We start from the raw sequence: 12,550 nt of genomic DNA, 5'->3' as shown, positions 1-12,550 counted from the left end.
TGAAGCCAGCGCCGGGCCCCGATCAGGAATCGTCAGGCCGGTGCGCCCGGGGGTTTCGGCGATTTAACGGGACATCCACGCCGATCCCGGCATGACTGAAGGCTGGAGTTCCCATGCCTCGTCTGATCGTTCTCGTCACCCTGCTGCTGGCCTTCGCCCGCCCGGTCACGGCACAGCCGGCCGAGGCCTCGTCCATTGTGGCGGCCGAGCGCGCCTTCGCGGCCGACGGCCTGACCATGGGCGTCGACGGCTCCTTCCTGAAATGGTCGGCGGACGACGCGATCATGATCGTGGGCGGAGCGCCGCGACTGGCGCACGACATTCTCGATCCCGCCGCCGTCTTCGACCCGGCCGCGCCGTCCCTGGTCTGGTGGCCGAACTGGGCGGGGATTTCGAAGTCCGGCGACCTGGGCTTCACTACCGGCGGGGTCGAGGTCGGCGGCGCACGCACCGGCCACTACTTCACGATCTGGAAGCGCCAGGCCGACGGCTCGTGGAAATGGGTCTATGACGGCGGGGTCGCTGCGAGCGCCGCCGACGTTCCCGGCCCCGGGACCGAGCCCCTGCTGCTGCCCACCTCCATCCTCGAATCGTTCAGCGCGGATGCCGCGATGTCCGAGGTGCGCGCCGTCGAGGCCGTGCTGGCCGCCGCCGTAACGCGCGATCAGAAAGAGGCCCACCTGGCCCTGCTGGCCCCTGACGGTCGCCTCTATGTCGCCCCGCTGCCTCCAGCGATCGGCGCGGTGGCCTTCCCCGCCGCGCTCGACGCCTGGCCGCGCCGTTTCGAGTTCAGCGCCCCGTTCGGCGGCGGATCGTCGGCTGCCGGCGACATGGTCTGGACCTATGGTCGCGCCCTGTGGACCCGCGACGAGACTCCGCTCGCCGGCCACTACGTCCACCTGTGGCAGAAGCGCTCGATGGGCTGGGTGCTGGTGTTCGCCCAGATCCTGGCGGATCCTCCGCCTCCGCCCCCTCCCGCTGCGGGCTGACAGCGACTATCTTCGGACCATGACCGATCTGTCTCCCCGCGAAATCGTCTCTGAACTCGACCGCTTCATCGTCGGCCAGCACGACGCCAAGCGCGCCGTCGCCGTGGCCCTGAGGAACCGCTGGCGCAGGAAGCGCGTGCCCGACGACCTGCGCGACGAGGTCACGCCCAAGAACATCCTGATGATCGGCCCGACCGGAGTCGGCAAGACCGAGATCGCACGCCGTCTGGCGCGCCTCGCCGGCTCGCCCTTCCTGAAGGTCGAGGCGACCAAATTCACCGAGGTCGGCTATGTCGGCCGCGACGTCGACCAGATCATGCGCGACCTGGTCGAGGCCGCCCTGGTCATGGTCCGTGACGCCCGCCGCACGGGCGTCCGCGCCAAGGCCGAGGCGGCCGCCGAGGAGCGCATCCTCGACGGTCTGGTCGGTCCGGGGTCGCAGCCGGCCACCCGCGACAGTTTCCGCAAGAAGCTCCGTGCCGGCGAAATGGACGACAAGGAGATCGAGATCCAGCTGGCCGACACCTCGTCCCCGATTCAGGGGCTGGATGTCGGCGGCGGCGGCAATGTCGGACTGCTCAACCTTTCGGACATGCTGGGCAAGCTCGGCGGCGGGCGTACCAAGTCGGTGCGCACGACGGTCAAGGACGCGGTCGCCCCGCTGGTGACGGAGGAGAGCGACAAGCTGCTGGATCAGGACAGCCTGAACCGCGACGCCCTGCTGCTGGCCGAGAACGAGGGCATCGTCTTCATCGACGAGATCGACAAGGTCGCCGGTCGTCAGGATCGCGGCGGCGCCGACGTCTCCCGCGAAGGCGTGCAGCGCGACCTGTTGCCCCTGATCGAGGGCACCACAGTCTCGACCAAATACGGACCGGTGAAGTCGGACCACGTCCTGTTCATCGCCTCGGGCGCCTTCCATGTCGCCAAACCCTCGGACCTTTTGCCCGAGCTTCAGGGCCGCCTGCCAATCCGGGTCGAACTCAAGGCCCTGACCCGCGACGACTTCGTGCGCATCCTGACCGAGCCCGAGGCCAACCTGATCCGTCAGAACCAGGCCCTGCTGGCCACCGAGGACGTGACCCTGACCTTCACCCCGGACGCGGTCGAGGCGATGGCGGACGCGGCGGTGGCGGCGAACGGCGCGGTCGAGAACATCGGGGCGCGGAGGCTGGTGACCGTGATCGAGCGGGTGCTGGAGGAGACCTCGTTCAAGGCCTCGGACCTGTCGGGCCAGACGCTGGTCTTCGACGGCGACGCAGTGCGCGACAAGGTCGGAGACCTGTCGAAGAACGCGGATCTGAGCCGGTTCATCCTCTGACCGACCGGCGCTGGCCTTAAATCCAGCCCGATCCGTGCTATAGGGGGCGTTCCCCTTCATCCAGGATCACCGCCCGTGAGCGTTACGCTCGACCTGTCGCGCACTTCTGCCCCGGCCAAACCGGCCCCCGTCAACCTCTCAGGTCTGACGCGCGCGGGCCTGCGCGAGGCGCTGATCGATGCCGACATCTGCCCGCCCGAGAAGGCGAAGATGCGCGCGTCACAGGTGTGGAGCTGGATCCATCACTATGGCGTCACCGACTTCACGGCGATGACCAACATCGCCCGCACCGCCCAGGAGGCCATGTCCGGCGCCTTCACCCTGGCCCGCCCCGAGATTGTCGAGCGTCAGGTCTCCGCCGACGGCACGCGCAAATGGCTGATCCGCACGGCGCCGGGCATCGAGATCGAGACGGTCTACATCCCCGACGTCGGTCGCGCCGGCGCCCTGTGCGTCTCGTCCCAGGTCGGCTGCACCCTGAACTGCACCTTCTGCCACACCGGCACCCAGGCGCTGGTGCGCAACCTGACCGCCGCCGAGATCGTGGCCCAAGTCCAGGTCGCCCGTGACGACCTGAACGAATGGCCGTCGCCCAAGGAAGACCGCCGTCTGTCGAACATCGTCTTCATGGGCATGGGCGAGCCGCTGTATAATCTCGACCACGTCGCCGACGCGATCGACATCATTTCCGACAACGAAGGCATCGCCCTGTCGCGCCGCCGGATCACGGTCTCGACCTCGGGCGTCGTGCCCCAGCTCGACCCGCTCGGAACCCGCACCCAGGCCATGCTGGCGATCAGCCTGCACGCGACCAACGACGCCCTGCGCGACGTGCTGGTGCCGCTGAACAAGAAGTACAATCTCGAAGCTCTGATGGCCGGCATCCGCGCCTATCCGGGTCTCTCCAACGCACGGCGCGTGACGTTCGAATATGTGATGCTGAAGGGCGTCAACGACAGCCCCGACGAGGCCCGCGCCCTGTTGAAGCTGATCGAGGGCATCCCGGCCAAGGTGAACCTGATCCCGTTCAACCCCTGGCCCGGCACGGACTATGAGTGCTCGGACTGGAAGACGATCGAACGGTTCGCCGCCATCCTCAACAAGGCCGGCTACGCCTCGCCCATCCGCACCCCGCGCGGCCGCGACATCCTCGCCGCCTGCGGCCAGCTCAAGTCCGAAAGCGAAAAGGTCCGGGCGTCGACGCTCAGGAAGGCCGAGCAGGCGGCAGCCTGAGCCCTCCCGCGATGACCAGATCGCGGGAGGGCTGAAACCGCAATCTCATGGCGAAAATCGAGTGGCGGTGAACGGCAATCTTTTGCCGACGTGAACCGCCGACACCGCCAATGCGCCAGCCAACACCGCTGATTGCGCCAAAGCGCGGCGCCTGCCCCAGCGACAATCGGCCGGTGATCTTTTCAGTCGCTGCGGTGTTAAGCCGCCACCTCCTTCGCGGATACGCACCATGACCCATCGCCTTCTTCGAACCGCCCCCGTGATCATTGCAGGCGCGTTCGCTCTCGCCGCCTGCCAGACGGCCCCTGCGGCCAACGGCGGCTTCCTGCAGAGCTATGACGGCCTGCAGACCAAGGAGGGCACGCTGCGGGTCTCGGTCCGGGACCGCCGCGACGATCCTGCGGCGCAGGCCATCGAACGCGTCTTCGTCGAGCCCTCGGTCCTGACCGCCGGCGCGGCTGACGGTATCGCTCCGGCCGACGTGGCGATGGTGCTGGGCGAGGTGGATCGTCAGGTCTGCTACGAGATCAGCGAACGGTTCACGATCGTGCCGCAGCCGGCCGCCGACGCCGCCCGCGTCCGCGCCGCCGTCACGCGGATCGCCCCGACCGAGCCCACGGGTTCCGGCGCGGCGGCGGTGGCCAACTTCTTCATCCCCGGTCCGATCGGCGTGCGCGCGCCCGGCACGACCGGAACCCTGGCCGCCGAGGCCGAACTGATCGCTGTCGGCGGGACCCAGGTCGCGGCCCTGGCCTGGGCCCGCTCGGCCAATGTCGTGGGCATGGACACGCCGTCCCTGTCACGGGTCGGCGACGCCCTGCAGTTCGCTGAATTGTTCGGAGACCAGGTCGGCGACAGTTTCGCGCCCCAGGATCGCAAGGTGCGCGACATCGCCACGCCCGATCCCTGCGAACGTTTCGGCCCGCGCAACCAGCCGGGCGGCTTCATCACGCGGGCGGTCACCGGCCTCTATGTGCCCCAGACCCAGGGCGTCAGGCCCCAGACACCGCAGTAGCTGGACGATTCTTCCCCCATCGGGGGAGGACTGAGCCGCGGTCAGCTCCGATAGTCGCCGTTGATCTCGATGTAGCCCTTGGTCAGATCGCAGGTCCAGACGGTGGCGGAGGCGCGGCCCGAGCCGACGTCGACGCTGATGTCGATCTCGGCGTTCTTCATATAGGCGCTCATCTTCGCCTCGTCGTAGGTCGGGGAGACGGCGCCGTCGACGGCGGCGACGTGGGGGCCGAAGCGGATGGCGAGGTGGTCGCGGTCGACCGGCTCATCGGTCTTGCCGACGGCCATGACGACCCGGCCCCAATTGGCGTCCTCGCCGGCGATGGCCGTCTTGACCAGGGGGCTGTCGGCGATCGACTTGGCGAGCTTGCGGGCCGAGGCGGGCGAGGCCGCGCCGTCAACGGTGACGCGGACGAATTTGGTTGCCCCCTCACCGTCCCGGACCAGCTGGTGGGCGAGGTCGAGCATGACCTTGTCGAGGGCGGCCGAGAAGTCCTTCAGGCGGCGGTCGCCGACCCGGCCGATGCGCGGCGCGCCCGAGGCTCCGGTGGCGAACAGCAGGCAGGTGTCATTGGTCGAGGTGTCGCCGTCGACGGTGACGCTGTTGAAGGTCGTGCGAACGTGCAGGCCCAGCAGCGCCCGCAGCACGGTCGGGTGGATGCTGGCGTCGGTGACGATAAAGCCCAGCATGGTGGCCATGTCGGGCGCGATCATGCCCGAACCCTTGGCGATGCCGGCGATGCGGACCTTGAAGCCGTCGATGGTCGCCTCGGCGCAGGATCCCTTGGGGAAGGTGTCCGTGGTCATGATGCCGCGACCGGCGGCGGCCCACTGCGCCGTCGGCGGGACGTCGGAATCGAGCTTCGTCTCGACCTCCTGCAGCCGGGCGGCGATTTTCTTGTCGTCCAGCAGGACACCGATCACGCCGGTCGAGGCCAGCATGACGTCGCGCTGGCGGCAACCGAACCGCTTGGCGACCTCGGAGGCCGTGCGGCGGGCGGCGTCGGCTCCGGCCTTGCCGGTGAAGGCGTTGGCGCAGCCGGCGTTGACCACCAGGGCCCGGACGTCGAGCCCGCCTCCGGGCGCGTCGAGTTGTCGACGGCACCAGTCCACCGGAGCCGAGCCGACCTTGTGGCGGGTGAAGACGCCGGCGCAGGTCGTACCGCAAGCAAAACGGAAGATCGTCAGGTCGTCGCGCTCATGCTTGTAGAAGCCCGCGCGGGCGGTGGTGATCTCGACCCCGCCGATGGGCGGAATGGCCGGGAAGGGCACGGCCAGCGGCGAGATCTTGAGGCCGGGTTTGCCGGGGGCGGCGGGCGGCGTTGTGACCGGCTGCGGCTGGGTGGCGCGCTTGATGGCCGAGGCCAGCGGGTCGAGGGCCTTTTCGATGGCGTGCTCGATGGCCTTGCCGGTTGAGCCGGGCTTCTTCGCGTCGTTGCTCACCGGGCGGCGGCTTTCGCAGTGGTCGCTGTGGACGGGGCGGCGGGCGTGGGCGTCGCGACCGGCGCGACCGCGGGCGCCGGAGCCGTAGCGGTCGGGGCCGTCGGGGTCGGGCCAGCCGCAGGCGCGGCAGAGGCCGGTTCCTGGGGCGCGTCGCTCTCGGCGGCCAGCAGCACGTCGACTTTCGCCTTGCCGCGCAGTTCCTCAAGCAGTTGACGCACGCCTTCATAGGTCAGGTAACGGACGATCTGGGGCCGGGCCTGATCCAGCGTCGGCGGGCTCTCGCGGCGCCGGTCCTCAACCCGCAGGACAGCCCAGCCGCCCTCGGTCTGGAACGGGCCCACGGTCGAACCGGCGGCGGCGTCACGCAGGGCGTTGGCATAGGCCTGGGGCATGACGTCGGCAGTGGAATAGCCGAGGTCGCCGCCGGAGAACCGGGTCGCCTCGTCGATGGAGCGTTCCTGGGCGACGGCCTCGAAGCTGGAGCCCTGGCCCAGGATGCCGATGACGGCGTCGGCCTCGGGCTTCGTCCGCGACAGGATCAGGCGCACACGGATCTCCTCCGAGGTACGGGCGAGGCGAAGTTGCTCCTGGTACAGGGTCTGGACCGCCTGGTCAGAAATGGCGCCGTTGACGACGTTTTCGACGAGCATGTCGCCGAGGATGCGCTCGCGGGTCGCCTCCAGCCGGCGCTGGGCCAGGGCGGAGTTGTCCAGGCCGCGCCGTTCGGCCTCGCGGGCCAGCAGCTTCTGGTCGATGACCTCGTCCAGCACCCGGCGGAACAGGTCCGAGGTGACGTCAAGGGGCTCGCCCTCGCCGACCAACCCTTGCGCCACCGCCTCGCGCTTGACGTCGGAGGCCCAGATGGTCTGGTCCTGCACCTTGGCCACGGCCCGGTCGCCCGGTTCCGGCGCGCGATCGTCGCCCCCGCCGCGCCCGCAGGCCGCCAACGTCAGGACCAGCGCGAGGCCGAGGAAAACCAAAGGGTTGCGCGAATGTCGCATCGGACGCTCCGTCCCGCGTGAAGGGGTCCAAACGCCGGGCCGCAAAGCCCCTCGCGTTGACAGGGGTATGGCCGGTGCTTAAGTCCCGCCTGCGCCCAAGTCGAGGGGTTTTCGATCGTATGCGCGGCGTGTTTCGCCGCCTTGCCCGGCAGCCCCTCTCGCGGCGTCTTATCGCCGCCCCTCATGGGCAAATTCCAGAGCTCTAGACCGCTCGATCGCCACCGGATCGCCCATGCTCGGCTTCGCCAAGAAATTTTTCGGCTCTTCCAACGACCGCAAGGTCAAGGACTTCATGAGCCGGGTCCAGAAGATCAACGATCTGGAGCCGAAATTCGCTGCCCTGTCGGACGACGAGCTGCGGATGATGACGCAGACCTTCAAGGACCGGGTCGCGGCCGGCGAGACGCTGGACAAGATCATGAACGAGGCCTTCGCCGTGTCGCGCGAAGCCTCCAAGCGTGTCCTGGGCCAGCGCCAGTACGACGTGCAGCTGACCGGCGGCATGATCCTGCACGACGGCGGCATCGCCGAGATGCGCACCGGCGAGGGCAAGACGCTTGTGGCCGTGGCCCCGGTGTATCTGAACGCCCTGTCCGGCAAGGGCGTCCACGTCATCACCGTGAACGACTATCTGGCCCGCCGCGACGCCGAGTGGATGGGGCGCGTCTATCGCTTCCTGGGTCTGGAAGTGGGCGTCATCGTCAACGGTCTGTCGTCCGGTCAGCGTCAGGCCTCCTACGCCGCCGACATCACTTACGGCACCAACAACGAATTCGGTTTCGACTATCTGCGCGACAACCTGGTCTATGACCGCAAGGAGATGGTGCAGCGTCCGCACCATTTCGCCATCGTCGACGAGGTCGACTCCATCCTGATCGACGAGGCGCGCACGCCCCTGATCATCTCGGGCCCGACCGAGGACCGGTCGGACCTCTACAAGATCTGCGACACCCTGATCAAAGAGCTGATCAAGGACACCTCGACCTTCGACCTCGACGAGAAGCAGCGTCAGGCCCTGCTGACGGAAGAGGGCTCCGAACAGGTCGAGCTGCTGCTGGAAGCCGGCGGCCATTTCGCCGAGGACACGACGGGCCTGTACGACGCGGCCAACATCAGCCTGGTGCACCACGTCAACCAGGCCCTGCGCGCCAACACCCTGTACCAGAAGGACAAGGACTACATCATCAAGGCCGGCGAGGTCGTCCTGATCGATGAGTTCACCGGCCGGATGATGACCGGACGCCGCCTGTCCGAGGGCCTCCACCAGGCCATCGAGGCCAAGGAGGACGTCAAGATCATGCCCGAGAACCAGACCCTGGCCTCGGTGACGATCCAGAACTATTTCCGCCTTTACGAGAAGCTGTCCGGCATGACCGGCACGGCCGCCACCGAGGCCCAGGAATTCCTCGACATCTACAAGATGGACGTCCTGGAAGTGCCGACCAACCGCCCGGTCCTGCGCATCGACTATGACGACGAGGTCTACCGGACCTATGCCGAGAAGAACCTGGCCATCGCCCAGCAGATCGCCGACTGCCGCGAGCGCGGCCAGCCGATCCTGGTCGGCACGGTCTCGATCGAGAAGTCCGAACAGCTCTCGGCCCTGCTCGACAAATACGAGCACAAGGTCGAGATTTCGCGCACGCTGAAGAAGGAATTCGTCGGCAAGGACAAGGAGGCCGCCAAGGTCGGCGACGCCGCCTACGACATCAAATACGAGACCAAGTTCAAGGGCATCCCGCACAACGTCCTGAACGCCCGCCAGCACGAGCAGGAGGCCTTCATCGTGGCCGACGCCGGCCTGCCGGGCGCGGTGACCATCGCCACCAACATGGCCGGTCGCGGCACCGACATCCAGCTGGGCGGCAACCTCGAGATGCGTCTCGAGAAATACCGCCTCGACCAGCGGAACCTGGCCGTCGAGGTGACGCCGGAGATGCTGAAGGTCGAGGAGGCCCGGCTGAAGGCCGACATCGCCGTCCAGAAGAAGATCGCCCTGGACGCCGGCGGCCTGTTCGTGCTCGGCACCGAGCGCCACGAAAGCCGCCGCATCGACAACCAGCTGCGCGGCCGAACCGGCCGTCAGGGCGACCCCGGAACGTCGAAATTCTACCTGTCGTGCGAGGACGACCTGCTGCGCATCTTCGCGGGCGACCGTCTGGACGCGATCATGCGCAGCTTCGGCGTGGCCGAGGGCGAGGCGATCTCGCATCCCTGGCTGAACCGCGCCGTGGAAACCGCCCAGAAGCGCGTCGAGACCCGCAACTACGACATCCGCAAGAATCTGCTGAAATACGACGACGTCGTGAACGACCAGCGCAAGGCCGTGTTCGAACAGCGCCAGGAGTTCATGGACTCCACGGACCTGTCGGAACTGGTCGGCGAGTTCCGCCGCGACGTGGTCACCGACCTCGTCGACCGCTTCATGCCGCCCAAGGCCTATGCCGAACAGTGGGACATCGACGGCCTTGACGAGAAGGTGAAGTCCACGCTCGGTCTCGACCTGCCGCTGCACGACTGGGCCGCCGAGGAAGGCGTGTCGAACGAGGAGGTCGAGGAGCGTATCCAGGCCGCCGCCGAGGCGCGCGCCGCCGATCGACTCGCGCAACTGGGCGAGACCCAGACCCGGGGACTGGAGAAGCAGTTCCTGATGCAGATGATCGACATGCAGTGGCGCGAGCATCTGGTGCATCTGGACCATCTGCGCGGCGTCATCGGCCTGCGCGGCTACGGCCAGCGCGATCCGCTGAACGAGTACAAGACCGAGGCCTTCTCGCTGTTCGAGACCCTGCTGCACGAGCTGCGCCACAATGTGACGCGCTGGCTGATGACGGTGGAGTTCCGCTTCGAGGCCCCGCCGGCGATGGAGATGCCCGAGTTCCAGGAAATCCACCTGAACCCCGGCACCGGCGTCAACGAGATGGCGGATCCACTGGCCCAGAACCCCGAGGGGCAGCTGACCGGCGACGCCCGTTCGCGCCTGCCCGTCGAGCTTCTGCCGGCCGGGTGGGAGCGCACGCCCCGCAACGCCGACTGCCCCTGCCACTCGGGCCGCAAGTTCAAACACTGCCACGGGGCGCTGGTTTAAGGGCGTTAACGCGAGCGACGCGGTTGCTCGCTGCTTGAGCGCGGGCGTGGTCTGGGGGAAGAGGGGAGATGACCTACAAACACCTCTTCTCCCGCGCCCTCACCCTCGATCCCGAGCGGCTGCATTTCGCGGCGCATAGCCACCACCTGTGGCCGGACGCCTCGTTCGACGGACAGGTGCGGGCCTGGGTCGAGGCCAACCATTTCGCCGACCGCAAATGGGATCTAATCTTCGGCGAGGTCGTGCCGGAGGCGCAGAGACATATCGCCAGGGAACTGGGCCTGACGGACCCGGAGACGGTGGTCTTCGCGCCCAACACCCACGACTTCCTGATCCGCATCTTCTCCGGCTGGGAGACGAAGCCCGTCCGCATCCTGACCACGGACGGCGAGTTCCACGCCTTCCGCCGTCAGGCCGAGCGCTGGGAGGAGAGCGGCGACGCCGTCGTCGCGCGCGTGCCGCTGGAGCCGTTCGACACCTTCGACGCGCGGTTCACGGCGGCGGCGCAGGCGGGCGGTCACGATGTGATCGTGGTCAGCCAGGTCTTCTTCAAGACGGGCCAGGCTATTGGCTGCATCGACGACCTGGCGGCGCTGGCGAAACCGGAAGGGCCGTGGGTGATCGTCGACAGCTATCATGGCTTCATGGCCACGCCGACGGACCTGTCGGCAGTGGCGGACAAGATCTTCTACGTTGGCGGCGGCTACAAATACGCCATGACGGGCGAGGGCGCAGGCTTCCTGCACGCGCCGGCCGGCTTCTGCGAGCGGCCTGTGGCGACCGGCTGGTTCGCCGAGTTTGGCAATCTGATGGGGCCGCCCGAGGGCGTTCAGTACCGGGGCGACGCGGGGCGGTTCTGGGGCGCGACGTTCGATGCGACTCCGCTGTACCGGTTCAACGGCGTGCGGCGGATGCTGGACGAACAGGGGCTGACCACGGCCGCCGTCTCGGCCCACGCCGATCGGTTGCAGGCGCGGTTCGCCCGGGCCCTGGCGGCCGGAGAGTGCGGCGCCCTGGTCGAGGCCGAGGTGTTGAACCCGATCATGGGCGACAACCGGCCGCGCGCCCGGTTCCTGGCCCTGAAGCACAGGGACGCCCAGCGCTGGCGAGCCGATCTGCTGGCCGCCAATGTCGTCACCGACGTGCGCGACGAGGTCATCCGCTTCGGCTTCGGCCTCTATCAGACCGACGAGGACGTCGAACGGCTGATCGGCGTCTGCAAACGCCTGTTCTGACGCCCGGCTAGAAGAAGGTCGTGTCTTCCTGCTGCGTCGCTTGCGGCGGAGCGGCCGGCGTGGTGCGCGGCGGCGTGGTCGGGCGGGCAGGGGTGGTTCCGGGCGCCGCGCCCGGCCGAGCCGTACCCGGCAGGGGCGGGATCGCCTCCCCGGCGGGCGGGATCGGCCCCAGGGTCGGATAGGGCAGGCTTTCCGGCGTGCCGTCGCCGGGTGTCGGCACGGTCGGCGGGATGGCCGGGCCGGGTTCTCCCAAGCCTGCCGGGGCGACCACGTCAGGGGCAGAGAAGTCGTCGCGGATGAAGGCCCAGGACCGGCTGTCAGCGCAGGCGCAGGCCTTCATGAATCCGTCCCGGTCGCGCCAGATCACGAGGGGATAGCCGGTCGGGGCGCCCGCATCGCGCAGCAGCGCGTTCAGCCGGGTGACGAACTGGCGGCTGGCCTCGACCACGGCGGAGCGGGCCAGGTTGCCATCGGCCGCCGGAATGCCCGCCGCCGTCCAGTTGCGTGACGGCGTGGCGGTCCAGCGCTGATAGAGGCTCCAGTCGCGGCTCAGCCACAGCTCGGCCACCGTGGCCCGTTCGGCGGGGGTCGACTGGACCTGACCCTCGCGATCGGGACGGGCGAAGACGACCACGCGGGCCTCGACGCCTCCGGCGCGCAGCTTCTCCGTCTCTTCCCGCTCGTAGCGCTGGGTGGAGGCGCTGTCGCGATAGCCGATGATGTAGAGGGGTTCGCCCCCGCCGCCGCCCGAGACCCACGAGGCCTCGTCCAGCAGGCGCTGGATTTCCGCCTGGTTGCGGCTGATCGTGACCGGCTGGAACCGGGCGTAGAAATTCCAGTAGGCCCAGTAGCCTCCGCCGGCCAGGGCCAGGCCGATGACCACCGCCAGGGCGGACCAGATCAGAAAGCGACGCATGCGGGGGAGCGCTCCAGCTTCAGGATATGTGCGAACTTAACGCTTAACACCGAATTGCGTCGCCTGCTCTATGACTCCCCCAGCGGGGAGGGGGGCCGGCTCCAGACACCGAATCCGGGATGAGCCCCCTCCGTCTCTACGCTGCGCTTCAAGCCACCTCCCCCGATGGGGGAGGAATGGATCACCCCATCGTCGGGATCACGAACGAGCTATCGGCGTGCTCGAGGTCACTGTCCGGCCAGCGGGCGGTGATGGTCTTGACCTTGGTCCAGAACTTCACGCCCTCCATGCCGTGCTGGTTGGTGTCGCC

General features: G+C 68.3%; 10 protein-coding genes. 6 read left to right on the top strand and 4 right to left on the bottom strand.

The window, feature by feature from the left end; genetic code table 11:
- Positions 1-113: 113 nt before the first annotated feature.
- The 4 genes from ACP7A5_RS07930 to ACP7A5_RS07915 all read left to right on the top strand — a co-directional run bounded on the left by ACP7A5_RS07930 (position 114) and on the right by ACP7A5_RS07915 (position 4,558).
- Positions 114-989 carry a DUF4440 domain-containing protein gene (locus ACP7A5_RS07930; protein WP_426041414.1) on the top strand — a complete coding sequence of 292 codons (876 nt, stop codon included), beginning with the start codon at positions 114-116 and terminating at the stop codon, positions 987-989.
- A 19-nt stretch (positions 990-1,008) separates the two neighbouring features.
- On the top strand, positions 1,009-2,310 hold the full coding sequence (hslU, locus tag ACP7A5_RS07925) for an ATP-dependent protease ATPase subunit HslU (protein ID WP_426041413.1): 1,302 nt from the start codon (positions 1,009-1,011) through the stop codon (positions 2,308-2,310).
- Between the two features lie 75 nt (positions 2,311-2,385).
- Positions 2,386-3,543: a 23S rRNA (adenine(2503)-C(2))-methyltransferase RlmN gene (gene rlmN / locus ACP7A5_RS07920; RefSeq protein ID WP_425991154.1), complete on the top strand. Its 1,158-nt coding sequence runs from the start codon at positions 2,386-2,388 to the stop codon at positions 3,541-3,543.
- Between the two features lie 229 nt (positions 3,544-3,772).
- Positions 3,773-4,558, top strand: a complete 786-nt coding sequence (locus tag ACP7A5_RS07915; protein WP_426041412.1) for a DUF3313 family protein — start codon at positions 3,773-3,775, stop codon at positions 4,556-4,558.
- Between the two features lie 41 nt (positions 4,559-4,599).
- Here the strand turns inward: ACP7A5_RS07915 and argJ are convergent, their stop codons facing one another.
- Positions 4,600-6,000: a bifunctional glutamate N-acetyltransferase/amino-acid acetyltransferase ArgJ gene (gene argJ, locus ACP7A5_RS07910; RefSeq protein ID WP_426041411.1), complete on the bottom strand. Its 1,401-nt coding sequence runs from the start codon at positions 5,998-6,000 to the stop codon at positions 4,600-4,602.
- Complete coding sequence (locus tag ACP7A5_RS07905) at positions 5,997-7,001, bottom strand: peptidyl-prolyl cis-trans isomerase (RefSeq protein WP_426041410.1); 1,005 nt, start codon at positions 6,999-7,001, stop codon at positions 5,997-5,999. The genes argJ and ACP7A5_RS07905 overlap by 4 nt, the downstream gene beginning before the upstream one ends.
- Positions 7,002-7,233: 232 nt before the next feature.
- On the opposite strand from ACP7A5_RS07905, the gene secA reads away from it, so the two are divergent.
- On the top strand, positions 7,234-10,089 hold the full coding sequence (gene secA, locus ACP7A5_RS07900) for a preprotein translocase subunit SecA (RefSeq protein ID WP_426041409.1): 2,856 nt from the start codon (positions 7,234-7,236) through the stop codon (positions 10,087-10,089).
- 68 nt (positions 10,090-10,157) lie between these two features.
- A complete protein-coding gene (locus ACP7A5_RS07895) occupies positions 10,158-11,324 on the top strand; it encodes an aminotransferase class V-fold PLP-dependent enzyme (protein WP_426041408.1) in 1,167 nt (388 codons plus the stop codon).
- Between the two features lie 7 nt (positions 11,325-11,331).
- Here the strand turns inward: ACP7A5_RS07895 and ACP7A5_RS07890 are convergent, their stop codons facing one another.
- Together ACP7A5_RS07890 and ACP7A5_RS07885 are read right to left on the bottom strand one after the other, a co-directional pair.
- Entirely contained in the window at positions 11,332-12,240 is a 909-nt protein-coding gene (locus tag ACP7A5_RS07890; protein WP_426041407.1) for a hypothetical protein, read from the bottom strand.
- 181 nt (positions 12,241-12,421) lie between these two features.
- Positions 12,422-12,550: hypothetical protein (locus ACP7A5_RS07885; protein ID WP_426041549.1), on the bottom strand; the 129-nt coding region annotated here is incomplete at its 5' end.

Source organism: Brevundimonas sp. TWP2-3-4b1, assembly GCF_049897665.1.
GTDB lineage: Bacteria > Pseudomonadota > Alphaproteobacteria > Caulobacterales > Caulobacteraceae > Brevundimonas > Brevundimonas subvibrioides_B.
The sequence above is the reverse complement of the archived record's forward strand: the minus strand, read 5'-3'. Positions and strand labels throughout refer to the sequence as shown.

What these genes read in the sequence shown, in the direction of transcription:
- ACP7A5_RS07905 (WP_426041410.1), bottom strand. Translation starts at nt 7,001, where the DNA reads ATGCGACATTCGCGCAACCCTTTGGTTTTCCTCGGCCTCGCGCTGGTC.
- secA (WP_426041409.1), top strand. Translation starts at nt 7,234, where the DNA reads ATGCTCGGCTTCGCCAAGAAATTTTTCGGCTCTTCCAACGACCGCAAG.
- ACP7A5_RS07930 (WP_426041414.1), top strand. Translation starts at nt 114, where the DNA reads ATGCCTCGTCTGATCGTTCTCGTCACCCTGCTGCTGGCCTTCGCCCGC.
- ACP7A5_RS07890 (WP_426041407.1), bottom strand. Translation starts at nt 12,240, where the DNA reads ATGCGTCGCTTTCTGATCTGGTCCGCCCTGGCGGTGGTCATCGGCCTG.
- ACP7A5_RS07915 (WP_426041412.1), top strand. Translation starts at nt 3,773, where the DNA reads ATGACCCATCGCCTTCTTCGAACCGCCCCCGTGATCATTGCAGGCGCG.
- hslU (WP_426041413.1), top strand. Translation starts at nt 1,009, where the DNA reads ATGACCGATCTGTCTCCCCGCGAAATCGTCTCTGAACTCGACCGCTTC.
- ACP7A5_RS07895 (WP_426041408.1), top strand. Translation starts at nt 10,158, where the DNA reads ATGACCTACAAACACCTCTTCTCCCGCGCCCTCACCCTCGATCCCGAG.